General features: G+C 71.7%; 23 protein-coding genes. 18 read left to right on the forward strand and 5 right to left on the reverse strand.

Features of this window, described 5'->3' with window-relative positions:
• Positions 1 to 55: 55 nt before the first annotated feature.
• Positions 56 to 2260 (reverse strand): elongation factor G-like protein EF-G2, encoded by a 2205-nt coding sequence (locus tag ACFV3E_RS09860; protein ID WP_500534203.1) that lies wholly within the window; start codon positions 2258 to 2260, stop codon positions 56 to 58.
• 247 nt (positions 2261 to 2507) lie between these two features.
• Here ACFV3E_RS09860 and pgsA point away from each other — a divergent pair, with 247 nt between their 5' ends.
• The 15 genes from pgsA (at position 2508) to ACFV3E_RS09935 (ending at position 17928) form a co-directional block, all read left to right on the forward strand.
• Entirely contained in the window at positions 2508 to 3167 is a 660-nt protein-coding gene (gene pgsA / locus ACFV3E_RS09865; RefSeq protein ID WP_499510809.1) for a phosphatidylinositol phosphate synthase, read from the forward strand.
• Positions 3164 to 4147: a phosphatidylinositol mannoside acyltransferase gene (locus tag ACFV3E_RS09870; RefSeq protein ID WP_500534204.1), complete on the forward strand. Its 984-nt coding sequence runs from the start codon at positions 3164 to 3166 to the stop codon at positions 4145 to 4147. Before pgsA ends, ACFV3E_RS09870 begins: the two co-directional genes overlap by 4 nt.
• Positions 4144 to 5331, forward strand: a complete 1188-nt coding sequence (locus ACFV3E_RS09875; RefSeq protein ID WP_500534205.1) for a glycosyltransferase family 4 protein — start codon at positions 4144 to 4146, stop codon at positions 5329 to 5331. Before ACFV3E_RS09870 ends, ACFV3E_RS09875 begins: the two co-directional genes overlap by 4 nt.
• Positions 5332 to 5419: 88 nt before the next feature.
• Positions 5420 to 5977: a LemA family protein gene (locus ACFV3E_RS09880; protein ID WP_500324448.1), complete on the forward strand. Its 558-nt coding sequence runs from the start codon at positions 5420 to 5422 to the stop codon at positions 5975 to 5977.
• Between the two features lie 148 nt (positions 5978 to 6125).
• Positions 6126 to 7040, forward strand: a complete 915-nt coding sequence (pdxS, locus tag ACFV3E_RS09885; RefSeq protein WP_500534206.1) for a pyridoxal 5'-phosphate synthase lyase subunit PdxS — start codon at positions 6126 to 6128, stop codon at positions 7038 to 7040.
• 85 nt (positions 7041 to 7125) lie between these two features.
• Positions 7126 to 7725: a pyridoxal 5'-phosphate synthase glutaminase subunit PdxT gene (gene pdxT, locus ACFV3E_RS09890; RefSeq protein ID WP_500370544.1), complete on the forward strand. Its 600-nt coding sequence runs from the start codon at positions 7126 to 7128 to the stop codon at positions 7723 to 7725.
• Positions 7726 to 7786: 61 nt separating this feature from the next.
• Positions 7787 to 8539 carry a YebC/PmpR family DNA-binding transcriptional regulator gene (locus ACFV3E_RS09895; protein ID WP_500370545.1) on the forward strand — a complete coding sequence of 251 codons (753 nt, stop codon included), beginning with the start codon at positions 7787 to 7789 and terminating at the stop codon, positions 8537 to 8539.
• A 136-nt stretch (positions 8540 to 8675) separates the two neighbouring features.
• Entirely contained in the window at positions 8676 to 9206 is a 531-nt protein-coding gene (ruvC, locus tag ACFV3E_RS09900) for a crossover junction endodeoxyribonuclease RuvC (protein ID WP_499510802.1), read from the forward strand.
• A complete protein-coding gene (ruvA, locus tag ACFV3E_RS09905; RefSeq protein WP_500324442.1) occupies positions 9203 to 9817 on the forward strand; it encodes a Holliday junction branch migration protein RuvA in 615 nt (204 codons plus the stop codon). The genes ruvC and ruvA overlap by 4 nt, the downstream gene beginning before the upstream one ends.
• A 31-nt stretch (positions 9818 to 9848) precedes the next feature.
• Complete coding sequence (gene ruvB / locus ACFV3E_RS09910; RefSeq protein WP_500370546.1) at positions 9849 to 10913, forward strand: Holliday junction branch migration DNA helicase RuvB; 1065 nt, start codon at positions 9849 to 9851, stop codon at positions 10911 to 10913.
• A gap of 161 nt (positions 10914 to 11074) precedes the next feature.
• A complete protein-coding gene (yajC, locus tag ACFV3E_RS09915; RefSeq protein WP_500534207.1) occupies positions 11075 to 11509 on the forward strand; it encodes a preprotein translocase subunit YajC in 435 nt (144 codons plus the stop codon).
• 105 nt (positions 11510 to 11614) lie between these two features.
• Positions 11615 to 13375 (forward strand): protein translocase subunit SecD, encoded by a 1761-nt coding sequence (gene secD / locus ACFV3E_RS09920; protein ID WP_500534208.1) that lies wholly within the window; start codon positions 11615 to 11617, stop codon positions 13373 to 13375.
• Positions 13375 to 14514, forward strand: a complete 1140-nt coding sequence (secF, locus tag ACFV3E_RS09925; protein ID WP_500534209.1) for a protein translocase subunit SecF — start codon at positions 13375 to 13377, stop codon at positions 14512 to 14514. Before secD ends, secF begins: the two co-directional genes overlap by 1 nt.
• A 55-nt stretch (positions 14515 to 14569) precedes the next feature.
• The gene (locus ACFV3E_RS09930) at positions 14570 to 15130 is read left to right on the forward strand and encodes an adenine phosphoribosyltransferase (protein ID WP_500370549.1); all 561 of its coding nucleotides are present in this window, start codon (positions 14570 to 14572) and stop codon (positions 15128 to 15130) included.
• Positions 15131 to 15375: 245 nt separating this feature from the next.
• Entirely contained in the window at positions 15376 to 17928 is a 2553-nt protein-coding gene (locus ACFV3E_RS09935; protein WP_500534210.1) for a RelA/SpoT family protein, read from the forward strand.
• Between the two features lie 93 nt (positions 17929 to 18021).
• Here the strand turns inward: ACFV3E_RS09935 and ACFV3E_RS09940 are convergent, their stop codons facing one another.
• On the reverse strand, positions 18022 to 19251 hold the full coding sequence (locus ACFV3E_RS09940) for a DUF349 domain-containing protein (RefSeq protein WP_500370551.1): 1230 nt from the start codon (positions 19249 to 19251) through the stop codon (positions 18022 to 18024).
• 220 nt (positions 19252 to 19471) lie between these two features.
• Entirely contained in the window at positions 19472 to 20296 is an 825-nt protein-coding gene (locus tag ACFV3E_RS09945) for a peptidylprolyl isomerase (protein ID WP_500534211.1), read from the reverse strand.
• 193 nt (positions 20297 to 20489) lie between these two features.
• Here ACFV3E_RS09945 and ACFV3E_RS09950 point away from each other — a divergent pair, with 193 nt between their 5' ends.
• Positions 20490 to 21206, forward strand: coding sequence for an MBL fold metallo-hydrolase (locus ACFV3E_RS09950; protein ID WP_500324432.1), 717 nt, complete (start codon positions 20490 to 20492; stop codon positions 21204 to 21206).
• A gap of 13 nt (positions 21207 to 21219) precedes the next feature.
• Complete coding sequence (hisS, locus tag ACFV3E_RS09955; protein WP_500534212.1) at positions 21220 to 22482, forward strand: histidine--tRNA ligase; 1263 nt, start codon at positions 21220 to 21222, stop codon at positions 22480 to 22482.
• Between the two features lie 94 nt (positions 22483 to 22576).
• On the opposite strand, the gene ACFV3E_RS09960 is transcribed toward hisS, so the two are convergent.
• Positions 22577 to 24682 (reverse strand): putative bifunctional diguanylate cyclase/phosphodiesterase, encoded by a 2106-nt coding sequence (locus ACFV3E_RS09960; protein WP_500534213.1) that lies wholly within the window; start codon positions 24680 to 24682, stop codon positions 22577 to 22579.
• Entirely contained in the window at positions 24679 to 25488 is an 810-nt protein-coding gene (locus ACFV3E_RS09965; protein ID WP_500534214.1) for an SAM-dependent methyltransferase, read from the reverse strand. The genes ACFV3E_RS09960 and ACFV3E_RS09965 overlap by 4 nt, the downstream gene beginning before the upstream one ends.
• Before the next feature lie 281 nt (positions 25489 to 25769).
• Here ACFV3E_RS09965 and ACFV3E_RS09970 point away from each other — a divergent pair, with 281 nt between their 5' ends.
• Positions 25770 to 26414: a vitamin K epoxide reductase family protein gene (locus ACFV3E_RS09970; RefSeq protein WP_500534215.1), complete on the forward strand. Its 645-nt coding sequence runs from the start codon at positions 25770 to 25772 to the stop codon at positions 26412 to 26414.
• The last annotated feature ends 24 nt before the right edge of the window (positions 26415 to 26438 follow it).

Below are 26438 nucleotides of genomic sequence, written 5' to 3' on the forward strand. Positions count from 1 at the left end.
CGACCCGGCGGAAGAAGATCGTTCCGCCGGGCCGCCAACGTCCCCCGTGCGGGGGTTACTTGCCGGACTCCTGGGCGTGCTGCTCCCTCAGCTTCTGCGCCAGTTGGGGCGGCATCGGCTCGTGCCGGGCGTAGCTGCGGCCGTACCGTCCGGTGCCGTGCGACAGCGACCGCAGGTCGACCGCGTAGCGCCCGATCTCGATCTCCGGTACCTCGGCCCGCACCAAGGTGCGCCCCAGGCCGACCGGTTCGGTGCCCAGCACCCGTCCGCGGCGCCCGGACAGGTCGCTCATGACCGGACCGACGTACTCGTCCGGCACCATGACCCGGATCTCGCTGACCGGTTCCAGCAGGTGGATGCGGCACTGCGTGGCCGCCTCGCGCAGGGCGAGCGCACCCGCGGTCTGGAAGGCGGCGTCGGAGGAGTCCACCGAGTGCGCCTTGCCGTCGACCAGGGTGATGCGGATGTCCTCGACCGGGAAGCCGAGGGCCACGCCCTTGGCGGCCTGGGCGCGGACGCCCTTCTCCACCGAGGGGATGAACTGCCGCGGTACCGCGCCTCCGACGACCTTGTCGACGAACTGGATGCCGGAGCCGACCGGCAGCGGTTCGACCTCGATGTCGCAGATGGCGTACTGGCCGTGCCCGCCGGACTGCTTGACGTGCCGTCCGCGCGCCGTCGACTTCTCGCCGAAGGTCTCGCGGAGCGCCACCTTGTGCGGCACGGCGTCGACCTGCACGCCGTAGCGCGTGCGCAGCCGCTCCAGCGCCACGTCCATGTGGGCCTCGCCCAGGCACCACAGCACGACCTGCCGGGTGTCGGGGTTCTGCTCCAGCCGCATCGTGGGGTCCTCGGCGACGAGCCGGGACAGGCCTACGGAGAGCTTGTCCTCGTCGGCCTTGCTGTGCGCCTGGATCGCGACCGGCAGCAGGGGGTCCGGCATCAGCCAGGGCTCCATGAGCAGCGGGTCGTCCTTGGCGGAGAGCGTGTCGCCGGTCTCCGCGCGGGTCAGCTTGGCGACGCAGGCCAGGTCGCCGGCCACGCAGTGCGGCACCGTCCGCTGCTGTTTGCCGAAGGGCGAGGACAGGGCGCCGACGCGCTCGTCGACGTCGTGGTCCTCGTGGCCGCGGTCCTCCAGGCCGTGGCCGGAGACGTGGACGGTCTCGTCGGGGCGCAGGGTGCCGGAGAACACCCGCACGAGGCTGATCCGCCCCACGTACGGGTCGGAGGAGGTCTTCACGACCTCGGCGGCCAGCGGTCCGTCCGGATCGCAGGTGAGCTGTGCGTGCGACGTCCCCTGGGGCGTGCTGACCTGGGGGACCTCACGTTCCAGCGGCGTCGGGAAGCCGCCGGTGACCAGTTCCAGCAGCTCCACGGTGCCGATGCCCTGCTTGCAGCCCTCCGCGGCCGGCGCCGCGGCCAGCACGGGGTGGAAGGAGCCGCGTGCCACGGCCCGCTCCAGGTCCTGGACCAGCGTCTTGAGGTCGAGCTCCTCGCCGCCCAGGTAGCGGTCCATGAGGGTCTCGTCCTCGCTCTCGGCGATGATCCCCTCGATGAGCCGGGCGCGCGCGTCCTCCATCGCGGGCAGCTGCGCCTCGTCCGGCGGGCGCTCCTCGCGCTTGCCGGAGGAGTAGTCGTAGACCCGCTGCGACAGCAGGCCGATGAGCCCGGTCACGGGCGTGTGGCCGTCCGCGGTCTCCTCCCCGTGGAGCGGGAGGTACAGCGGCAGCACCGCGTCGGGGGAGTCGCCCCCGAAGGCCTCACGGCACGTCTCGGTCATCTCCTCGAAGTCGGCCCGTGCCGCCTCCAGGTGCGTGACGACGACCGCACGCGGCATGCCGACCGCCGCGCACTCCTCCCAGACCATCCGGGTGGCGCCGTCGACGCCGTCGGCCGCCGAGACGACGAAGAGGGCCGCGTCCGCTGCCCGCAGACCGGCCCTGAGTTCCCCCACGAAGTCGGCGTACCCGGGGGTGTCCAGTAGATTGATCTTGATTCCGTCCCACTCCACCGGTACCAGCGAGAGCTGTACCGAGCGTTGCTGACGGTGCTCGATCTCGTCGTGGTCGGAGACGGTCCCGCCGTCGGCCACGTGCCCGGCGCGGTTCACCGCCCCTGTCGCCAGGGCGAGCGCCTCGACGAGCGTCGTCTTCCCGGAGCCACTGTGGCCGACCAGCACCACGTTGCGTACATCCTCGGGCCGGCCGGCCGCCAATGCCCTTCCGGCGGCTCCCGGACCTGCGTCTCTCCTGTCGCCCATGTGCCTCGCCTCCCGGTCCGTCACGGCATGGGGACTGGCGCCACGGGAGACCACCCGCCCAGGGCGGTCAGCAGTGACGCCCGCGGTAATTCGACCTTCCCACGCCCGTCACGGTGCGTCCATACGTCGTACGTGCCGCGGTAGGACGGGAGCCACGGACCTGCCGCGGAACGCGCCTGGCTACGATGGGCCAGCCGGACGGCCGACGGGGTCGTGCCGGTGCACCCCACGAACCTCCGGGAAGGCCATGCTGAACAAGTACGCGCGTGCTTTCTTCACGCGTGTCCTCACACCGTTCGCCGCGTTTCTGCTCCGCCGGGGCGTCAGCCCGGACACGGTCACGCTGATCGGCACGGGAGGCGTGGTCGCGGGAGCGCTGGTCTTCTACCCCAGGGGCGAGTTCTTCTGGGGCACGGTCGTCATCACCCTGTTCGTCTTCTCGGACCTGGTGGACGGCAACATGGCCCGCCAGGCGGGCGTCTCCAGCCGCTGGGGCGCCTTCCTGGACTCCACCCTGGACCGGGTGGCCGACGCGGCGATCTTCGGCGGGCTGGCGCTCTGGTACGCCGGGGGCGGGGACGACCTCGTGCTGTGCGCGGTGACGATCTTCTGCCTCGCCAGCGGTCAGGTGGTCTCGTACACCAAGGCGCGCGGTGAGAGCATCGGACTGCCGGTCGCGGTCAACGGCCTGGTCGAACGGGCCGAGCGACTGGTGATCTCACTGGTGGCCTGCGGTTTCGCGGGGCTCCACAAGTTCGGCGTCCCCGGCATCCAGTGGCTGCTGCCGATCGCCCTGTGGATCGTGGCCGTCGGCAGCCTGGTGACGCTGGTGCAGCGGGTGATCACCGTGCGCCGCGAGGCCTTCGAGGCCGACGCGGCGGCGCACGAAGGGAGCGGGCGGGCGTGAAGGACGGGCTGACCGACGCGCTGTACGGACTGGGCTGGGGCGCGGTCAAACGGCTGCCGGAACCCGCCGCGGCACGGCTCGGCCGGTCCATCGCCGACCTGGCCTGGAACCGCCGCGGCAAGGGCGTGCAGCGCCTGGAGTCCAACCTGGCCAGGGTCGTGCCCGACGCCGACGAGGCGCGGCTGCGCGAGCTGTCGAAGGCCGGCATGCGCTCGTACCTGCGCTACTGGATGGAGTCCTTCCGGCTGCCGGCCTGGAGCAAGGAACGCATCCGCTCCTCGTTCGACTGCAAGGACCTGCACCACCTCGAGGACGGCCTGGCCAGCGGCCGCGGCGTCGTCCTCGCCCTGCCGCACATGGCCAACTGGGACCTCGCGGGCGCCTGGGTCACCACCCGGCTCGGGGTGCCCTTCGCCACCGTCGCCGAGCGGCTCAAGCCCGAGACCCTTTACGACCGCTTCGTCGCCTACCGCGAGGGCCTGGGCATGGAGGTGCTGCCGCACACCGGCGGCGCCGCCTTCGGCGCGCTGGCGCGGCGGCTGCGCGGCGGCGGCCTGGTGTGCCTGGTCGCCGACCGCGACCTGTCCTCCTCCGGCGTCGAGGTGGACTTCTTCGGCGAGGCCACCCGCATGCCCGCGGGCCCCGCCCTCCTCGCCCAGCAGACCGGGGCGATGCTGCTGCCGGTCACCTTGTGGTACGACGACTCGCCCACCCTCCAGGGCCAGGTCCACGCACCGGTCGAGGTGCCGGAGGACGGCACGCGGGCGGAGCGCACCGCCGTCATGACGCAGCGCCTGGCGGACGTCTTCGCCGCCGGCATCGCCGAGCACCCCGAGGACTGGCACATGCTGCAGCGGTTGTGGCTCGCCGACCTCGAACCGCGGGCGGACGCGCCGGCCGGGCAACCCGCAGGGCGCGACGCGGCGTCCTCCCCGGTGTCCGGCGACCCCACCGACCGCTCCGGAACGGAGAAGCCTTGAGGATCGGGATCGTCAGCCCGTACTCGTGGGACGTCCCCGGCGGCGTCCAGTTCCACATCCGCGACCTCGCCGAGCACCTCATCGCGCTCGGCCACGAGGTCTCCGTCCTGGCGCCGGCCGACGACGACACCCCGCTGCCGCCCTACGTCACCTCCTCCGGCCGTGCCGTGCCCGTGCCGTACAACGGCTCGGTCGCGAGGCTCAACTTCGGCTTCCTGTCGGCCGCGCGGGTGCGCCGCTGGCTCCACGAGGGCGCCTTCGACGTCATCCACGTCCACGAGCCCTCCTCGCCCTCCCTCGGCCTGCTGACCTGCTGGGCCGCGCAGGGGCCGATCGTGGCCACCTTCCACACCTCCAACCCGCGCTCCCGGGCGATGATCGCCGCCTACCCGATCCTGCAGGCGGCGCTGGAGAAGATCAGCGCCCGCATCGCGGTCAGCGAGTACGCCCGGCGCACCCTGGTCGAGCACCTGGGCGGGGACGCCGTGGTCATCCCGAACGGCGTCGACGTGGGCTTCTTCGCCGACGCCGAGCCCAAGACGGAGTGGCAGGGCGGAGGTCTCCCCGGCGATGACAGGGGGAGGACCATCGGCTTCATCGGGCGGATCGACGAGCCCCGCAAGGGCCTGCCCGTGCTGATGAAGGCCCTGCCGAAGATCCTCGCCGAGCGGCCGGGCACCCGCCTGCTGGTCGCCGGGCGCGGCGACGAGGCCGAGGCCGTGGAGGGCCTGCCCAAGGAGATGCGCGACCGGGTCGAGTTCCTCGGCATGGTCAGCGACGAGGACAAGGCGCGGCTGCTGCGCAGCGTCGACCTGTACGTGGCGCCCAACACCGGCGGTGAGAGCTTCGGCATCATCCTGGTCGAGGCCATGTCGGCCGGGGCTCCGGTGCTCGCCAGCGACCTGGACGCCTTCCGCCAGGTGCTCGACGGGGGCGCGGCCGGAGAGCTCTTCCCCAACGAGGACCCGGACGCGCTGGCAGCCTCCGCCGTACGGCTCCTGGGCGACGACGAGCGGCGTGCGCAGCTGCGCGAGCTGGGCTCCCGGCACGTCCGTCGCTTCGACTGGTCGGTCGTGGCCGCCGACATCCTCGCGGTGTACGAGACCGTCACCGCCGGCGCCGTGGCGGTGGCCGCCGACGAGCGGGTGGGCCTGCGGGCACGCTTGGGCTTCGCCCGCGACTGACACCGGAGCCGCCACCCGCGGCCGAAGCCCGCCGCCGGCGCCCCGGCGGTCCGCCGCCCGGTGGGCCGCACCGGGCGCACCGGTAGCCTTGCGGCCCGTGACCACCTTCATCTGGGTCGCCGTGGCGCTGGTCGCCGTCGGCCTCTACCTGAGCTGGACCGCGGGCCGGCTGGACCGCCTGCACGCCCGTATCGACGCCGCCCGCGCCGCGCTGGACGCGCAACTGCTGCGCAGGGCCTCCGTGGCCCAGGAGCTGGCCACCGCGGGGGTGCTGGACCCGGCGGCGAGCATCGTGCTCTACGAGGCCGCGCACTCCGCCCGGCAGGCCCTGGACGAACAGCGCGAGGTGGCCGAGAGCGAACTGAGCCAGGCACTGCGCGCGGTCTTCGCCGAGTCCGACGCGGTCGACGCCGTCCGGGCCGCCCCCGGCGGCGACGAGGCCGCCCGCGAGCTCACCCAGGCGGTGCGCCGGGTGCCGATGGCGCGGCGCTTCCACAACGACGCCGTGCGCGCCGCCAGGGCGCTGCGTGAGCACCGCAAGGTGCGCTGGTTCCGGCTCGCCGGGCACGCGGCGCAGCCGGTGACGTTCGAGATGGACGACGAGCCCCCGGTCGTCCTGACCGCGGAGGGCGTGGCAGGCCACTGAGGAGCAATTGGCCCTTTTGCGGTCCACTTCATGCGGTCCACCATGAAACACAGAGCAACCATCGGTGTTCCGCCGGCCGCCCGTGAGGAGGCCCGCAGACGCCGCGGGCTGCCGTGACCCTGCAGTTGCGTCTTTGAGTGAGGTCCCCGTGTCCACCACGCTTCCCAGCACCCCCGAGTCCCCCGAGACCGGCACCGCCCGCGTCAAGCGCGGTATGGCCGAGCAGCTCAAGGGCGGCGTGATCATGGACGTCGTCACCCCCGAGCAGGCCAAGATCGCCGAGGACGCGGGCGCCGTCGCGGTCATGGCGCTGGAGCGGGTCCCCGCCGACATCCGCAAGGACGGCGGCGTGGCCCGCATGTCCGACCCGGAGATGATCGAGGGCATCATCGACGCCGTCTCGATCCCGGTCATGGCCAAGTCCCGCATCGGCCACTTCGTCGAGGCCCAGGTCCTGCAGTCGCTCGGCGTCGACTACATCGACGAGTCCGAGGTGCTCACCCCGGCCGACGAGGTCAACCACTCCGACAAGTGGGCCTTCACCACGCCCTTCGTCTGCGGCGCCACCAACCTGGGCGAGGCCCTGCGCCGCATCGCCGAGGGCGCGGCCATGATCCGCTCCAAGGGCGAGGCCGGCACCGGCAACGTGGTCGAGGCCGTCCGTCACCTGCGCCAGATCAAGAACGAGATCGCCCGCCTGCGCGGCTACGACAACCACGAGCTGTACGCCGCCGCCAAGGAGCTGCGCGCCCCGTACGAGCTCGTCAAGGAGGTCGCCGAGCTCGGCAAGCTGCCGGTCGTGCTGTTCTCCGCGGGTGGTGTCGCCACCCCGGCCGACGCCGCGCTGATGCGCCAGCTCGGCGCCGAGGGCGTCTTCGTCGGCTCCGGCATCTTCAAGTCCGGCGACCCCGCCAAGCGGGCCGCCGCCATCGTGAAGGCCACCACCTTCTACGACGACCCCAAGATCATCGCGGACGCCTCCCGCAACCTGGGCGAGGCCATGGTCGGCATCAACTGCGACACCCTCCCCGAGGCCGAGCGCTACGCCAACCGCGGCTGGTAGGCGCCCCACGCCCCGCGATGGGCAGGCCGGCGACGGCCTGCCCATCGTCCGTTGCCCCACCCGACGTTCCGGAAGGTCCCACCCCGTGTCCAGCAGCCCCCCGACCATCGGAGTCCTCGCCCTGCAGGGCGACGTCCGCGAGCACCTGGTCGCGCTCGCCGAGGCCGACGCCCTGGCCCGCCCCGTGCGGCGGCCCGAGGAACTGGCCGAGGTGGACGGTCTGGTGGTCCCGGGCGGCGAGTCGACCACGATGTCCAAGCTCGCCACGCTCTTCGGCATGATGGAACCGCTGCGCGACCGCATCCGGGACGGGCTTCCGGTCTACGGCACCTGCGCCGGGATGATCATGCTCGCCGACAAGATCCTGGACGGCAGGGACGACCAGGAGACCTTCGGCGGGATCGACATGATCGTGCGCCGCAACGCCTTCGGCCGGCAGAACGAGTCCTTCGAGACCGCGGTCGAGGTCGAGGGCGTGGAAGGCGGCCCGGTCGAGGGCGTCTTCATCCGCGCGCCCTGGGTCGAGTCCACCGGCAGCGGGGTCGCCACGCTGGCCCGGCTCGACGACGGAACGATCGTCGCCGTGCGCCAGGGCAACCTCCTGGCCACCTCGTTCCACCCCGAACTGACCGGGGACCACCGGGTGCACCGGTACTTCGTCGACATGGTGCGCGCCGCCCGGTGAGGTGATCCCGGTAGGATCGCAGTGTTCGTGAAGCAATCGGTGACGTGAAGGAGACAGGCTGATGTCCGGCCACTCTAAATGGGCTACGACGAAGCACAAGAAGGCCGTGATCGACGCCAAGCGCGGCAAGCTCTTCGCGAAGCTGATCAAGAACATCGAGGTCGCCGCCCGCGCGGGCGGCGCCGACATCTCCGGTAACCCGACCCTCTTCGACGCCATCCAGAAGGCGAAGAAGAGCTCGGTGCCCAACAAGAACATCGACAGCGCGGTCAAGCGCGGTGCCGGTCTCGAGGCGGGCGGCGCCGACTACGAGACGATCATGTACGAGGGCTACGGCCCCAACGGTGTCGCGGTGCTCATCGAGTGCCTCACCGACAACCGCAACCGCGCCGCCTCCGACGTGCGCGTCGCCATGACCCGCAACGGCGGCTCCATGGCCGACCCCGGCTCGGTGTCCTACCTGTTCAACCGCAAGGGCGTCGTGATCGTCCCCAAGGGCGAGCTCAACGAGGACGACGTGCTCGGCGCGGTCCTGGACGCGGGCGCCGAAGAGGTCAACGACCTCGGTGAGTCCTTCGAGGTGCTCAGCGAGGCGACCGACCTCGTCGCGGTGCGCTCGGCGCTCCAGGAGGCCGGCATCGACTACGACTCCGCCGAGGCCAACTTCGTCCCCACCATGCAGGTGGAGTTGGACGAGGAGGGCGCGCGCAGGATCTTCAAGCTCATCGACGCACTCGAGGACAGCGACGACGTGCAGAACGTGTTCGCCAACTTCGACGTCTCCGACGAGATCATGGAGAAGGTCGAGGCCTGATCCGGTCCGGCAGGACGCACGGTAGGACGGCGGCCCGTGGGGAGGACACACCCCCACCGGGCCGCCGTCGTTGTCGGTGGCACCCGATAACCTCCAGGGACCGTTTGAACGGCTGTCCGAGGGAGGGAGGGGCGCGGTGCGTGTGCTGGGTGTGGACCCGGGGCTGACCCGCTGCGGCGTCGGCGTGGTGGACGGTGCGCCCGGCAAGCCGCTGCGCATGGCCGGCGTCGGGGTCGTCCGCACCCCGGCGGAGGCCGACATCGGCCATCGCCTCGTGCTGATCGAGCGCGGCATAGAGGCCTGGCTGGACGAGTACGCGCCCCAAGCCGTCGCCGTGGAGCGGGTGTTCAGCCAGCACAACGTGCGCACCGTGATGGGCACGGCCCAGGCCAGCGCCGTCGCCATGCTCTGCGCCTCCCGCCGCGGTCTGCCCGTCCACCTGCACACCCCCAGCGAGGTCAAGGCCGCCGTCACCGGCAGCGGCCGGGCCGACAAGGCGCAGGTCGGTGCCATGGTCACCCGGCTGCTACGGCTCGACGCCCCGCCGAAGCCCGCTGACGCCGCCGACGCACTGGCGCTCGCCATCTGTCACATCTGGCGCGGCACCGCGACCAACCGCCTCCAGCAGGCCGTCGCCCGAGCACGAACCCAGGAGCCCAGCACATGATCGCCTTCGTCAGCGGGCCCGTCGCCGCCCTCGCCCCGGACATCGCGGTGATCGAGGTCGGTGGCATCGGCATGGCCGTCCAGTGCTCCCCGGGCACCCTGGCATCGCTCCGCCTGGGGGAGCAGGCCCGGCTCGCCACCTCCCTCGTCGTCCGCGAGGACTCGCTCACCCTCTACGGCTTCGCCGACGACGACGAGCGCCAGGTCTTCGAACTGCTGCAGACCGCCAGCGGCGTCGGTCCCCGGCTCGCCCAGGCCATGCTCGCGGTGCACAGCCCCGACGCGCTGCGCACGGCCGTCGCCACCGGCGACGAGAAGGCCCTGACCGCCGTCCCGGGCATCGGCAAGAAGGGCGCCCAGCGGCTGCTGCTGGAGCTGAGGGACCGCCTCGGCGCCCCCGTGGGCGCGGCGGGCGTCGCACGCCCCGCGGTGGCCGCAGGGCCCGCCTCATGGCGCGAGCAGCTGCACGCCGCGCTGATCGGCCTGGGCTACCAGCCGCGCGAGGCGGAGGAGGCCGTGGCCGCGGTGACGCCGCAGGCGGAGGCGAGCGCCGAGCCGCAGGTCGGGGCCCTCCTGCGGGCCGCCCTGCAGACCCTGAACCGAGCCCGCTGACCGTAGCCCGCCGAGCGTAAGGCGCACCGAAGTGAACTGGGACGACGAGTCCGTACCGACCACCGCCGACCGTCTCGTCGGCGCCGCCGCAGACGGCGAGGACCAGGCAGTCGAGGCGGCGCTGCGGCCCAAGGCGCTGGAGGAGTTCGTCGGCCAGGAGCGGGTCCGCGAGCAGCTCGACCTGGTGCTGAAGGCGGCGCGCCAGCGTGGCGGCACCGCGGACCACGTGCTGCTCTCCGGCGCCCCCGGGCTCGGCAAGACGACCCTGTCGATGATCATCGCGGCCGAGATGGGCGCCCCGATCCGCATCACCTCCGGCCCCGCCATCCAGCACGCCGGGGACCTCGCGGCGATCCTCTCCTCCCTCGCCGAGGGCGAGGTGCTCTTCCTCGACGAGATCCACCGGATGTCCCGGCCCGCCGAGGAGATGCTCTACATGGCGATGGAGGACTTCCGGGTCGACGTCATCGTCGGCAAGGGACCCGGCGCCACCGCCATCCCCCTCGAGCTGCCGCCCTTCACCCTGGTCGGCGCCACGACCCGGGCCGGCCTGCTGCCGCCGCCGTTGCGCGACCGCTTCGGCTTCACCGGCCACATGGAGTTCTACGCCCCGGCCGAGCTGGAGCGGGTCATCCACCGCTCCGCGCGCCTGCTGGACGTCGAGATCGAGCCCGAGGGCGCCGCGGAGATCGCCGGCCGTTCCCGCGGCACCCCGCGCATCGCCAACCGACTCCTGCGCCGCGTACGGGACTTCGCGCAGGTGAAGGTCGACGGCGTGATCACGCGCGAGGTCGCCGCCCGGGCACTGGACGTGTACGAGGTCGACGGCCGCGGCCTGGACCGGCTGGACCGCGCCGTGCTGCGGGCCCTGCTGGGGCTCTTCGGCGGTGGCCCGGTGGGGCTGTCGACACTGGCGGTGGCCGTGGGGGAGGAGCGGGAGACGGTGGAGGAGGTGGCCGAACCATTCCTGGTGCGCGAGGGGCTCCTGGCGCGCACACCCCGCGGCCGCGTCGCCACTCCCGCCGCCTGGGCACACCTTGGACTCGTACCGCCACAGGGCGGCGGACCCGGGCAAGACGGGCTGTTCGGCCCTTGACGGCGGGGAGACTCGCCGCCGCAGGAACCTCGGTGTAATGCTTGGCGTTGTTCCACCGGCGAACGAACGCTTAGACTCCGCCGACGTCGTGCCTCCGGGACCGACACCCACAATCCCGTAGACCAGGCCCCAGCGGCCGTGCGAAGGATCGTCAAGACACCATGAATCTGGTTCAAATCCTGCCTTTCGTCCTGATCATCGGTGTCATGCTGCTGATGACCCGCTCCGCGAAGAACCGTCAGCGCCAGGCCACGCAGATGCGTGACCAGATGTCCCCCGGCTCGGGCGTCCGGACGATCGGCGGCATGTACGCCGTCGTCAAGGAGGTCAACGAGGACACGGTCCTGCTGGAGCTGGCCGACGGCGTCCACGCGCACTTCGCGAAGAACGCCATCGCCGCCGTCCTCGACCAGGCCGAGTACGACCGCGTCGTCCACGGCATCGACCCGGAGCCCGAGCTCGAGGCGCACGACGCCGAGGACGTCGAGGAGGTCGAGGACGTCGAGAAGGCCGACGAGCACGTCGACCTGAGCAAGACCGCCGACGAGGGCGTGACCGAGGACGCCTCCAAGACGGACGGCACCGACAAGAAGTAACGGCCCGGCCGGTACGTTTCAGGTTCGGCAAGTCCGTACTACTCATCGTGCCGCCCTGCTGCGCGCGCAGGTCCGCAGGGCGGTTGGACAGGGAGAATCGAGAAGGTGGCAGCACCGAAGAGGGGCCGTAAGCCCTCGGGGAGCCAGGGATACCCCGGGCGGGCGCTGGCAGTGATCCTGCTGGCCATCGTGGCGCTTACCGGAGGGATGTTCCTCTCCGGCCACACCACCCCCCGGCTGGGCATCGACCTCGCCGGCGGTACGAGCATCACGCTGACGGCCAAGAGCGACCAGGCCGGCGCGATCAACAAGACCAACATGGACACCGCCAAGGCGATCATCGACCGGCGTGTCAACGGTCTTGGTGTCTCGGAAGCCGAAAGCCAGATCCAGGGCGACCGGAACATCATCGTCAACATCCCCAAGGGCACCAACGCCGCGCAGGCCGAGCAGCAGGTCGGCACCACGGCCCAGCTCTACTTCCGCCCGGTGCTCGCCGAGGTGGCCAACGCCCCGGCGGCGTCGGAATCGCCCGGCGCCAGCCCCTCGGGCTCGCCCTCGGCCCCGGCCTCACCGTCCGCGAGCGCCTCCACCGGCGCCAAGGTCTCCGGCTCCCCGTCCGCGAGCGCCTCGACGCAGGGCCGCGCCGTCACCGACGCGCTGAAGGCCTCGTCGACGCCGTCCGCCTCCGCTTCGGGCTCGCCCTCGCCGACCCCGACGCCTTCGGTGAGCGCCGCGGCCCCCGGCAGCACGCTGGACACCTCCATCCCGGAGGACCTGCAGGCGAAGCTCGCCGCGCTGGACTGCTCCGACGCGAAGACGCGCGCCAACCTGAACCTCAAGGCCAAGCCGACCGACAAGATCGTCGCGTGCAGCCAGGACGGCGGCGCCAAGTACGCCCTCGGCCCCGCCGCGGTCGACGGCAAGAACGTCAGCAAGGCCGCCGCGCAGTTCGACACCCAAGGCGGCAACGGCTGGGTCGTCACCCTGAACTTCGACGGCACCGGCTCCAAGGCCTTCTCGAAGATCACCTCGCAGCTGTCCCAGCAGCAGCCGCCGAACAACCAGTTCGCGATCGTGCTGGACAACGAGGTCGTCTCCGCCCCCTCGGTGAACCAGACCCTGAGCGGAAGCGCCGAGATCTACGGCAGCTTCACCCAGGAGAGCTCCCAGGACCTGGCGAACGTCCTGTCCTACGGCTCCCTGCCGCTCACCTTCGACAAGTCGGACGTCACCAAGGTCTCCGCGGCGGTCGGCGGCGAGCAGCTGCACGGCGGCCTCATCGCCGGCGGCGTCGGCCTCGCCCTGGTCGTGCTCTACCTGGTCGCCTACTACCGCGGCCTGAGCTTCGTGGCGATCCTGAGCCTCATCGTCTCGGCGATCCTCACCTACGAGATCATGACGCTGCTCGGCCCGGCCATCGGCTTCGCACTGAACCTGCCGGCGGTCTGCGGCGCCATCGTGGCCATCGGCATCACCGCGGACTCGTTCATCGTCTTCTTCGAACGCATCCGTGACGAGCTGCGCGAGGGCCGCTCCCTGCAGCCGGCCGTGGCCCGTGGCTGGCCGCGCGCCCGCCGCACGATCCTCGTCTCGGACTTCGTGTCGTTCCTGTCGGCCGCCGTGCTCTTCGTCGTCTCGGTCGGCAAGGTGCAGGGCTTCGCCTTCACCCTGGGCCTGACGACGCTGCTCGACGTGGCCGTGGTGTTCCTCTTCACCAAGCCGCTGATGACGATCCTGGCCCGCAAGAAGTTCTACGCCAGCGGACACCCCTGGTCCGGGCTCGACCCGCGTGCCCTGGGCGTCAACCCCCCGCTGCGCCGCACTCGCCGCCCCGCGGCCCGTACCGACGTCAAGGAGGCCTGATGTCCCGGCTCGGCAACCTCGGGCACCGCCTGCACCGAGGCGAGATCGCCTACGACTTCGTCGGCAAGCGCAAGCTCTGGTACGGCGTCTCGATCCTGATCACCATCGCGGCGATCGTCGGTCTCGCCGTCAACGGCCTCAAGCTCGGCATCGAGTTCTCCGGCGGCGCGGTCTTCACGACCCCGAAGACCGAGATGTCGGTCAGCCAGGTCCAGGACAAGATCGCCGACAACACCGGCGGCCACCAGGCCATCGTGCAGAAGCTCGGCACGGGCGCCGTCCGCGTCCAGATCAGCGACATCTCGCTCACCGAGGCGAAGAAGATCCAGGGCGAGATCGCCGAGGACCTGAACGTCAAGTCGGCCGACATCGACCCGCAGATCATCGGTCCGAGCTGGGGCGACGAGATCTCCAAGAAGGCCTTCCAGGGCCTGGTGATCTTCATGGTCCTGGTGACGATCTACCTGGCGATCGCCTTCGAGTGGCGCAAGGCCGTGGCCGCGCTGATCGCGCTGATCCACGACCTCACGATCACCATCGGCGTCTACGCCATCGTGGGCTTCGAGGTCACCCCGGGCACCGTGATCGGTCTGCTGACCGTCCTCGGTTACTCCCTCTACGACACCGTCGTCGTCTTCGACGGTCTGAAGGAGTCCACCAAGGACATCACCAAGCAGAACCGCTACACGTACAGCGAGCTGGCCAACCGCAGCCTCAACCAGACCCTGGTGCGTTCGATCAACACCACGGTCGTGGCGCTGCTCCCGGTGGCGGGCCTGCTGTTCGTCGGCGGCGGTCTGCTCGGCGCGGGCATGCTCAACGACATCGCCCTGTCGCTCTTCGTCGGCCTCACCGCCGGTGCGTACTCCTCGATCTTCATCGCGACCCCGCTGGTCGCGGACCTCAAGGAGCGCGCCCCGGAGATGAAGGCGCTGCGCAAGCGCGTGCTCGCCAAGCGCGCCGCCGACGCCCGCCGCGGCGAGGACGGCGTGGACGAGCCGCAGGACGGGGTCCCCGCGGACGGGAACGGCGGACCGGCGGACGACGACACCCACGCGGGTGCCGCAGTCGTCGGCGGCCAGCGCAACCAGCCGGCCCGCAACCGCAGCCGCAACCGTCCCTCCGGCAAGCGCCGCTGAGGACGCAGCGGACGTTCGACGAGTCGCAGCGACGAAGGACCGAGGAACACCACCGATGACCATCGCGGACGCCACCCCGGAAGGGCTGCGCAGCCTGCTGCTCAGCCGCATCCGGGACGTGCCCGACTACCCGAAGCCGGGCGTGATGTTCAAGGACATCACCCCGCTGCTGGCCGACCCCGGGGCGTTCAACGCGCTGATCGACGCCCTGGCCGGGCTCTGCGCCCGGCACGGCGCCGACAAGGTCGTCGGCCTCGAGGCGCGCGGGTTCATCCTCGCCGCCCCGGCAGCCGCCCGCGCCGGGCTCGGGTTCGTGCCCGTGCGCAAGGCGGGCAAGCTGCCCGGGGCGACGCTGGGCCAGGCGTACGACCTGGAGTACGGCACCGCCGAGATCGAGGTCCACCAGGACGCCTTCTCGGCCGGTGACCGGGTCCTGGTCATCGACGACGTGCTCGCCACCGGCGGCACGGCGGAGGCGTCCCTGGAGCTGATCCGCCGCACCGGCGCCGACGTCGCCGGTGTCGCGGTCCTCCTGGAACTGGGCTTCCTCGGCGGGCGTGCCCGCCTCGCCCGGTCCCTGGGCGGTGCCCCCCTGGAGGCACTGATCGCGGTCTGAGCATCCTTTCCGACGTGTGGCGCCAGAGTTCCGGCTCCGGCGCCACACGCATGTCCGGGATGCGGGGATGCGGGGATGCAGGGATGCCGGGACGACCGCGGACGCCGAGGGCCTGACCAGCCCGTCGGCGGCTCGACGGCAGGAGGCGGGCTCCCGGCCTCGGAAGCGGTGCGGGGCCCGCCTCCGGGCGTTGCGGGGGGTCCACGGGGCGGACGGGACGCGGTTCACCCGGTCAGATCGCTACCATGGTGTCTCGGAACCTCCCTCCTCGCCCGTCTCCGGCCGGGAGGGGACCAGAAGGAGTGCCCTTGCAAGAAGAGGCCAGGCAGGCTCAGCCGACGACCACCGCAGACGGGAAGCAGGCGGCTTCCCTCTCCGCGGCTCCTCCCGTCGCGCCCGCCGCACCCGCGGAGAGCAAGGCCGCAGGGCCCGCTCCCGCCGCCCCGGCGACCCCCGCCGCCCGGCCCGTACGCACTCCCGGGAGCGTGGCCCCGAACCGGCCCGCCACCTCCTCCAACCGTGTCCGAGCCCGTCTCGCCCGGCTCGGCGTCCAGCGTTCCAGCCCGTACAACCCGGTCCTGGAGCCCCTGCTGCGCATAGTCCGCAGCAACGACCCCAAGGGCGACCCGTCGCAGCTGCGCCAGATCGAGCGGGCCTACCAGGTCGCCGAGCGCTGGCACCGCGGCCAGAAGCGCAAGAGCGGCGACCCGTACATCACGCACCCGCTGGCGGTCACGACGATCCTGGCCGAGCTGGGCATGGACCCGGCGACGCTGATGGCCGGGCTGCTGCACGACACCGTCGAGGACACCGAGTACGGCCTGGACGCGCTGCGCCGCGACTTCGGCGACTCCGTCGCGCTGCTGGTGGACGGCGTCACCAAGTTGGACAAGGTCAAGTTCGGCGAGGCCGCGCAGGCCGAGACGGTGCGCAAGATGGTCGTCGCCATGGCGAAGGACCCGCGTGTGCTGGTCATCAAGCTCGCCGACCGCCTGCACAACATGCGCACCATGCGTTACCTCAAGCGGGAGAAGCAGGAGAAGAAGGCCCGCGAGACGCTGGAGATCTACGCCCCGCTGGCGCACCGGCTGGGCATGAACACCATCAAGTGGGAACTGGAGGACCTCGCGTTCGCGATCCTCTACCCCAAGATGTACGACGAGATCGTCCGGCTGGTCGCGGAGCGCGCCCCCAAGCGGGACGAGTACCTGGCGGTCGTCACCGACCAGGTGCAGCAGGACCTGCGCGCCGCCCGCATCAAGGCGACCGTCACCGGCCGCCCCAAGCACTACTACAGCGTCTACCAGAAGATGATCGTGCGGGGCCGGGACTTCGCCGAGATCTACGACCTGGTGGGCATCCGCGTCCTCGTCGACACCGTCCGCGACTGCTACGCGGCGCTGGGCACCATCCACGCGCGGTGGAACCCGGTGCCGGGGCGGTTCAAGGACTACATCGCGATGCCCAAGTTCAACATGTACCAGTCGCTCCACACGACGGTCATCGGGCCCAGCGGCAAGCCGGTCGAGATCCAGATCCGCACCTTCGACATGCACCGCCGCGCCGAGTACGGCATCGCGGCGCACTGGAAGTACAAGCAGGAGGCCGTCGCCGGCGCCTCCAAGGTGCGCACCGACAGCCCGAAGTCCGCCAAGAAGGACGACGCCGTCAACGACATGGCGTGGCTGCGGCAGTTGCTCGACTGGCAGAAGGAGACGGAGGACCCGGGCGAGTTCCTGGAGTCGCTGCGCTTCGACCTGTCCCGCAACGAGGTCTTCGTCTTCACCCCCAAGGGTGATGTCATCGCGCTGCCCGCCGGCGCGACCCCCGTCGACTTCGCGTACGCCGTCCACACCGAGGTCGGCCACCGCACCATAGGGGCGCGGGTCAACGGCCGCCTGGTGCCGCTGGAGTCGACCCTCGACAACGGCGACACCGTGGAGGTCTTCACCTCCAAGGCGGCGGGCGCCGGCCCGTCCCGGGACTGGCTCGGCTTCGTCAAGTCCCCGCGCGCCCGCAACAAGATCCGCGCCTGGTTCTCCAAGGAGCGCCGCGAGGAGGCCGTCGAGCAGGGCAAGGAAGCCATCGCGCGTGCGATGCGCAAGCAGAACCTGCCGATCCAGCGGGTGCTCACCGGCGACTCGCTCGTCACGCTCGCCCACGAGATGCGCTACCCCGACATCTCCGCGCTCTACGCGGCGATCGGCGAGGGGCACATCACCGCGCAGTCCGTCGTGCACAAGCTCGTCGAGGCCCTGGGCGGTGAGGAGGGCGCGACCGAGGACATCGCCGAGGTCACGACCCCGTCGCGCAGCCGCACCAAGCGGCGCTCGGCCGCCGACCCGGGTGTCATCGTCAAGGGCGAGAAGGACGTCTGGGTCAAGCTGTCCCGCTGCTGCACCCCGGTGCCGGGCGACCCGATCATCGGCTTCGTCACCCGCGGCAACGGCGTCTCCGTGCATCGGGCCGACTGCGTGAACGTCGAGTCGCTCTCGCAGCAGCCCGAGCGGATCATCGACGTCGAGTGGGCGCCGACCCAGTCCTCGGTCTTCCTGGTCGCCATCCAGGTCGAGGCGCTGGACCGGTCCCGACTGCTGTCGGACGTCACACGCGTCCTGTCCGACCAGCACGTCAACATCCTGTCCGCCGCCGTCCAGACCTCCCGCGACCGGGTGGCCACCTCGCGCTTCACCTTCGAGATGGGCGACCCCAAGCACCTCGGGCACGTCCTGAAGGCCGTGCGCGGTGTCGAGGGCGTCTACGACGTGTACCGGGTGACGTCGGCGCGCCAGCGCTGACACGGCGCGGAGAAGCACGCAGAAGGGCCCGTACGCCTCGCGTACGGGCCCTTCTGCGTGGTCCTGCGGGTGCTTCGGTGGCTCAGCCGAGCCTCAGCCGCCGAACTCGTCCAGGGACTTGAGCGCCTGGTCGAGCAGCGCCTGCCGCCCGTCCAGTTCCCGCTGCAGCTTGTCGGCCTTGGAGGTGTTCCCCGCCGCCCGCGCCGCCTCGATCTGCTCGCGCAGCTTGTCGACGGCCGCCTGGAGCGCCCCGGTCAGGCCCGCGGCACGCGCCCGCGCCTCGGGGTTGGTGCGGCGCCACTCGGCCTCCTCGGACTCCTGGATGGCGCGCTCCACCGCGTGCATGCGGCCCTCGATGCGCGGCCGGGCGTCGCGCGGCACGTGGCCGATCGCCTCCCAGCGCTCGTTGATGCCGCGGAAGGCGGCGCGCGCCGCCTTCAGGTCGGTGACCGGGAGCAGCTTCTCGGCCTCGATGGCCAGCTCCTCCTTCAGCGTGAGGTTCTCGCGCTGCTCGGTGTCGCGCTCGGCGAAGACGTCGGAGCGGGCCGCGAAGAAGACGTCCTGGGCGCCGCGGAAGCGGTTCCACAAGTCCTCCTCCGCCTCGCGCTGGGCGCGGCCGGCGGCCTTCCAGTCGGTCATCAGCTCGCGGTAGCGCGCCGCCGTGGGACCCCAGTCGGTGGAGCCGGACAGCGCCTGCGCCTCCTCCACCAGCTTCTCCTTGCGCCGGCGGGCGTCCTCGCGCTGCGAGTCGAGCGCCGCGAAGTGGGCCTTGCGCCGCTTGGAGAAGACCGAACGGGCGTGGCTGAAGCGGTGCCACAACTCGTCGTCGGTCTTGCGGTCCAGCCGGGGCAGGCCCTTCCAGGTGTCGACCAGGGCGCGCAGCCGCTCGCCGGCGGCGCGCCACTGCTCGCTCTGGGCCAGCTGCTCGGCCTCGGTGACCAGGTCCTCCTTGGCCGTCTTGGCCTCCTCGGAGGCCTTGGCCTTGGCGACCTTGCGCTCCTCGCGGCGGGCGTCGACCTGGTCGGTCAGCGCGTCCAGCCGCTTGGCGAGGGCTTCCAGGTCGCCCACGGCGTGGGCCTCGGTCACCGTGGCGCGCAGGTGATCGATGGCGGTCAACGCGTCCTTGGGGGACAGGTCGGTGGTCTTCACCCGGCGTTCGAGGAGGCCGATCTCGACGACGAGGCCCTCGTATTTCCGCTCGAAGTAGGCGAGCGCCTCCTCAGGGGAGCCTGCCTGCCACGAGCCGACTTCACGCTCGCCATCGGCCGTACGCACGTACACGGTCCCCGTCTCGTCGACGCGGCCCCACGGGTCGCTGCTCACAGCGCCTCCTCCACGTGATGCCCGGCCGCCGTACGGCTCGCGGGCATCGTCCACAGTTCCATTCGGCCGGGCCGTGCCCTGACCGGTCCGACGGTCCGCTCACATCCATGGTGCAGCCGTCGGAGCAGGCACCCTACACAACGCCAACATAGGCGACCGGTGCCCCGGCTGTCCGCATCCCGCACCCGCGAAATTCACCTGCGGGTGCGGGACGCGGCGGTCAGGACTTCCCGACCGTCGCCTTGTTGATCACCACGGTGGCGTTCGGGGCGCCGTCACCGGCACCGGTCGACTCGCCCGCGGCCGCGATCTTGTCCAGCACCTTCATGCCGGCCTCGCTGATCGTCCCGAACGGGGTGTAGTTCGGCGGCAGCGGGCTGTCCTTGTAGACCAGGAAGAACTGGCTGCCGCCGGTGTGCGCCTGGCCGGTGTTGGCCATGGCGACCGTGCCCGCCGGGTACGTGCCCCCGGCGACCTCCTTCGCCTTCAGGTTCTCGTCCGGGATGGTGTAGCCGGGGCCGCCGCTGCCCTGGCCCGTCGGATCGCCGCACTGCAGCACGTAGATGCCGCTGGTGGTGAGCCGGTGGCACTTCGTGTGGTCGAAGTAGCCCTTGCCGGCCAGGAACGCGAAGGAGTTGACCGTGTGCGGGGCGTTCTTCGCGTCGAGGTCCAGCGCGATGTCGCCGCAGGTCGTCTGCAGCGTGAAGGTGTACTTCGCCGCGGCGTCGACGGTGACCGCGGGCTCCTTCTTCCACTGCTCCGTGCCGGGGCTGCCCGCGGCGGGCTTGGCGCACGGATCGGGCGCCTTGCTCGTCTCCGCGGGGGTGGGGGAGGCGCCCGCGGCGGCGGCGTCGTCCTTCTTGGGGTCCGAATTGAAGGCGCCCGCCGCCCAGGCCGTGGCGCCCGCCGCCAGGACCACGGCGAGCACCGCGGCGACCACCGCGTTGCGCCGTACGGTCTTCCGGTGGGCCTGCACACGGCGGTCGTGCTGCCGCTCGAACTTGTCCCGGGCGAGCTGGCGCCGCCGCTGATCCTTGGTGACCACTGAGCCGTCTCCCGATGCCTTCTGCTCGTCGCGTCCGAATGTGACTGCGTTCGCCGCCGATCTTCGCGCCCGGCGCGCCCCCCAGTCCAGCGACGTTACTGGTTCGCGATGGCCGCGTCAGCGCCGGTAGGCTCGTGGGGCCGCCGTCGTGCGGTACGACCTGCCGAGAACGACTGCCGACAGAAGGACGAACGTGCTCATTGCCGGGTTCCCCGCCGGGGCCTGGGGCACCAACTGCTACGTGGTCGCCCCCGCCGCCGGTGAGGAGTGCGTGATCATCGACCCGGGCCACGAAGCGGCCCAGGGCGTCGAGGACACGCTCGCCAAACACCGTCTCAAGCCCGTCGCCGTCATCCTCACCCACGGCCATCTCGACCACACTGCCTCGGTCGTCCCGGTCTGCGGGGCCCATGGCGTCCCGGCCTGGATCCACCCCCGGGACCGCTACATGCTGAACGACCCGGAGAAGGCCCTCGGCCGCTCGATCGGCGCGCAGCTGCTCGGCGAACTGACCATCGGGGAGCCCGACGACCTGAAGGAGCTCACCGACGGCAGCACGCTGGAGCTCGCCGGTCTCGAGCTGTCCGTGGCGCACGCGCCCGGCCATACCGAGGGGTCGGTGACCTTCAGGCTCCCCGAGACCGCCGAGATCCCCTCGGTGTTCTTCTCGGGCGACCTGCTGTTCGCCGGCTCCGTCGGCCGCACCGATCTGCCCGGCGGTTCCATGGACGAGCTGTTCGTGTCGCTGGCCCGTGTGTGCCTGCCGCTCGACGACTCGACCGTGGTGCTGTCCGGCCACGGACCCCAGACGACCATCGGCCGTGAGCGCGCCACCAACCCGTACCTGGCGGAGGTGGCCCGCGGCCTCGGAGGGGACGACCACCCCGCCCCTCCGCGACGAGGAATGTGACGAGAGACCTCCTGTGAGCACCTTCCAGGCCCCCAAGGGCACCTATGACCTCCTGCCGCCCGATTCCGCCGTGTTCCTGGCGGTCCGCGAGGCGCTGTCCGCGCCGCTGCGGCGGGCCGGGTACGGCTACGTCGAGACCCCCGGCTTCGAGCAGGTCGAGCTCTTCTCCCGCGGCGTCGGCGAGTCCACCGACATCGTGACCAAGGAGATGTACACCCTCACCACCAAGGGCGGCGACGAGCTGGCGCTGCGCCCCGAGGGCACCGCCTCCGTGCTGCGCGCCGCGCTGGAGGCCAACCTCCACAAGGCGGGCAACCTGCCGGTCAAGCTCTGGTACTCCGGCTCGTACTACCGCTACGAGCGGCCGCAGGCCGGGCGTTACCGCCACTTCTCCCAGGTCGGCGCCGAGGCGATCGGCGCCGAGGACCCGGCACTGGACGCCGAGTTGATCATCCTGGCCGTGGACGCCTACCGCTCGCTCGGGCTGCGTGACTTCCGCCTGCTGCTGAACTCGCTGGGCGACCGCGAGTGCCGTCCGGTCTACCGGGCCGCCCTCCAGGACTTCCTGCGCGGCCTCGACCTCGACGAGGACACCCGCCGGCGGATCGAGATCAACCCGCTGCGCGTCCTGGACGACAAGCGCGACAGCGTGCAGAAGCAGCTCGTCGGGGCCCCGATGATGCGCGACCACCTGTGCGAGGCCTGCAAGGCGTACCACGAGCAGGTGCGCGAGCTGCTGACGGCCGCGGGCGTGGCCTACGAGGACGACCCGAAGCTGGTGCGCGGTCTGGACTACTACACCCGCACCACCTTCGAGTTCGTGCACGGCGGCCTCGGCTCGCAGTCCGCGGTCGGCGGCGGCGGCCGCTACGACGGCCTGTCCGAGATGATCGGCGGCCCCGCGCTGCCGTCGGTGGGCTGGGCGCTGGGCGTGGACCGTACGGTGCTGGCCCTGGAGGCCGAGGGCATCGAGCTCGAACTGCCCCCTGCCACGCAGGCGTTCGCGGTGCCGATGGGCGAGGAGGCGCGCCGGGTGCTGTTCGCGGTGGTCACCGAGCTGCGCCGGGCGGGTGTCGCCACGGACTTCGCCTTCGGCGGCAAGGGGCTGAAGAACGCGATGAAGTCCGCCAACCGTTCGGGAGCGCGCCTCGCGATCGTCGCCGGCGAACGTGACCTCGCCGAGGGTGTCGTGCAGGTGAAGGACCTGGAGAGCGGCGAGCAGAGCGCGGTGCCGCTCGACGGCGTCGTCGCCGCCGTGCGGGAGCGGCTCGCCTGACCGTCCGACGGTCACGCGCGGCCGGCCGGTGTCCCCACCGGCCGGCCGCGCCGTGCGTGCACCGGCCATCGGCCACCTGCCTCCCGGCCGCGGGTCACTCCGGCCGTCCCCGCTCGATCCACCGGGCGATCCGCTCCGGCCGCATCGGCCGCCCGAAGTACCAGCCCTGGCCCCAGTCACAGCCCAGTGAGCGCAGCCGCCTGGCGTGCTGGGAGCTCTCCACGCCCTCGGCGGTGACCGTGAGGCCGAGCGCGTGCGCCAGCGACACCAGCCCGCCGACGATCCGCCAGCCGACGAGGTCGTCCGTTCCGGCGCGGTGGGGGTCGGTGACGAACGCGCCGGCGATCTTCAGCCCGGACACCGGAAGGTCCCTCAGGTAGGCGAGGTTCGACCAGCCGGTGCCGAAGTCGTCGACGGCCAGCGAGACCCCGGCGTCGGCGATCGCCTGCAGGGCGCGCAGCGACTCGTCCTCGGGCCCGATCACGGCGGTCTCGGTGATCTCCAGCTCCAGGCGCCCGGGTTCGAGCCCGGTGCTCTCCAGGATCGACGTGACGTCGTGCACCAGGCCGGGGTTGCGGATCTGACGGACCGCCAGGTTGACGTTGATCTGCGGGGCCGCCTCCCCGTAGCGCCGCACCCAGGCGGCCGCCTGCCCGACCGCGCGCTCCAGGATCCACCGGCCCAGCGGCATGATCAGCCCGGTCTCCTCCGCCGTCCCCACGAACTCGTCCGGCCCCAGCACCCCGAACTGCGGGTGACGCCACCGCACCAGCGCCTCCACCGCCACCAGGGAGCCGTCGGCGAGCGAGCACAGCGGCTGGTAGTCGATGAAGAACTCCCCGCGGTCCAGCGCCACCGGCAGCCGTACGGAGATGGCGTACCGGCTCACGGCGCGCGCGTTGTGCTGGGGGTCGAAGAGCGTCCAGCGGCCCCGTCCGGCCTCCTTGGAGCGGTACAGCGTCAGATCCGCCGCCCGCACCGCCGCGCCCGGGGTCGTGGCGGCGATCCGCTGGGCCAGCACCCCGACGCTCGCGCCGATCGTCAGCTGCTGGTCGCCCACGAGGAAGGGCCGTGCGAACGTGGTCAGGACGAGCTTGGCGACCGCCACCGCCTCCTGGTCGCCGCGGCACTCCTCCAGCAGCACCACGAACTCGTCCCCGCCCAGCCGGGCCACCAGGTGCCCCAGCGGGGCGAGCGCGGCGTCCAGCCGCTCGGCCACGGCCGTCAGCAACTGGTCCCCGGTCCCGTGGCCGAGGCTGTCGTTGACGACCTTGAAGCCGTCGAGGTCGACGTAGCACAGGCCGAAGCGCGCGCCGGGCTGCGGCTGCTCGAAGAGGCCCTCCAGCCGCTCGAAGAACGCCGTGCGGTTGGGCAGCCCGGTCAGCGGGTCGTGGGTGGCCTGGTGACGCAGCCGCTCCTGCAGCCGGTAGCGGTCGGTGATGTCCTCCACCATCGCCACCTGGTAGCGGGGCTCCCCGTGTTCGTCGCGGATCAGCGAGACGGTCAGGTGGGTCCACACCACCTCGCCGTCGCGCCGGTAGTACGGCTTGTCGCACTGGAACCGCTCGCGGCGCCCGTTGACCAGGTCGTCGTACGCCTCCCACACCCCCGGGGCGTCCTCGGGGTGCACCAGTTCGGTGACCCGGCGGCCCCGCAGGTCCTCCGGGCGGGCCCCGAGCAGATCCCGGAGCGCCTGGTTGAACTGCACGATCGTGCCGTCCACGTCCGCGATGCCGATGCCGATGGCCGCGTGCTCGAACAGCGCGCGGAACCGGGCCTCCGAGGCGCGCCGGGCCCGCTCGGCGTCCTCACGGGCCCGGAAGGCCGCGCGCTGGATCGCCTCCTGCTCGCGCAGCGTCCGCTCGCGCAGCGCCGCCGCCCAGCCGGAGGCGAAGGCGCCGGCCACCACCGGTACCCGGTCGGGAGCGGCCGGCTGGATCTGCAGCAGCGCCACGGCGGCCGCCAGGATCTCGGGGTCGGTGAAGTGGGCCTCCACCAGCAGCGTGCCGGCCTGTTCCGCCGGCGCGGTGTCGCACGTGGGGTCGCCCAGCGCCCGTCCGAGCAGCTCCGCGGTCGTGGCCGCCACCCGGTGCAGGGTCAGCGGGGGCAGGGCGAGCCCCGGGCCGGAACGCAGCAGGTGCGACCAGGCGTCCGCGAAGTCCGGGGCGGGTCCCGCGACGGGGGAGCGGGACTCCCTCACGGCCGCCGCCCCACACCGGCCAGGCCCGACATCCGCTCGGGATGCGGCCCCACCGACTCGGGGTCCTCCGGGCGCCACTCGGACAGCCACACCAGGCCCGGCGGCAGGAGGTCCCAGCCGTCGAAGAACGCCGTCACGTCCTTCCTGGTCCGCATGACCAGCGGCGTCGTGGTGCGCCGGGCGTACAGCTCCGCCAGCGAGTCCGCCTGCTCGGGGCGGCTGTCCCGGGAGGCGTGGGTGAGCACCAGATGGCTGCCGGGCGGTACGGCGTCGCGCAGCGCGCCCACGATCTTGGCGGGGTCCTCGGCGTCGGTGACGAAGTGGAGCATCGCCACCAGCAGCACCGCCACCGGTTCCCCGGGTGCGAGCAGGGCGGTGACCTCGGGCCGGGAGAGCAGGTCGCCGGTGTCGGTCATGTCGGCCATCACCATGGCGCTCAGCGGGTCGTCCTGGAGCAGCAGGCGGCTGTGGGCCACCGCGATCGGGTCCAGGTCCACGTACACCACGCGTGCTTCCGGGTGGACGGCCCGCGCGACCTCGTGCACGGCGCCGAAGGTCGGGATCCCGGAGCCGATGTCCAGGAAGCGGGTGATGCCCAGGCCGGCGAGGTGCTGGACCGCGCGGCGCAGGAAGGCGCGGTTGGCACGCATGATCACCGGCAGGTCGGGCCACAGTGCCATGGCCTGCCGCGCCATGTCGCGGTCGGCCTCGAAGTTGTGGGATCCGCCCAGGTAGTAGTCGTAGACCCGGGCGGCGTTCGGCGTCTCGACGTCCGTCCCTGCGGGCACCCACTCGGGTCGACGCATGGGGCACCTCTCCCCGTCGAAGTGAATCCTCGGATCTCCGGATCCTCTGAGAATCCTATATGTCTTATTTCTGTGCATTTTCGGGAGGGTTCGGTCCATCACACCTGCGCCGCGGCCGATAACACAGGGCGATGGATGCCACACGAAGCGCAGCCGAATCCCGCCCTCCCGCCCGGCCGTTGTCGCTCGCACGGGTGACACGGCACCATGGGACCCGGCACTTCCGGCGGGTTGGACGCGTTGGGCAGTGCGGCACATTCCCGACCCACGGAAACGGCGACATGGTGACTACGGTGGTTGACACGGCTCGCACCGACAGGGGGAGCCAGGAGCCCACGGACGGGCTCATCGGCGCGGGCAGGGCCTTCACCTGGCTGCTCGTGGTCTGCGGTGCGCTCGGCCTGCTCGCCTCGTGGGTCATCACGATCGACAAGTTCAAGCTGCTGGAGGACCCGAACTTCGTCCCCGGCTGCAGCCTGAACCCGATCATCTCCTGCGGCAACATCATGAAGAGCGAGCAGGCGCACGCCTTCGGCTTCCCCAACCCGATGATCGGCATGGTCGCCTACCCGGTCGTCATCGCCCTCGCCGTGGGAATGCTCGCCGGCGCCCGCTACCGTCGCTGGTTCTGGCTCGGACTGCAGGCCGGGACGCTCTTCGGCGTCGGCTTCGTCACATGGCTGCAGTACCAGTCGCTGTACAACATCGGCTCGCTGTGCCTGTGGTGCTCGCTGGCGTGGGTCGTCACCATCGCGCTGTTCTGGTACACCCTCGTCCACAACCTCAAGCACGAGATCATCCCGGCGCCCGCGCGCGTCCGGGACCTGGTGCTGGAGTTCCACTGGGTCGTCCCCGTCCTCTGGTACGGCGTGATCGCGGTGGCGATCCTGACCCGCTGGTGGACGTACTGGAGCACCCTGATCTGACGGCGGGGCCGCGGTGTCGGTGCC

The organism is Streptomyces sp. NPDC059718 (assembly GCF_042733315.1).
GTDB lineage: Bacteria > Actinomycetota > Actinomycetes > Streptomycetales > Streptomycetaceae > Actinacidiphila.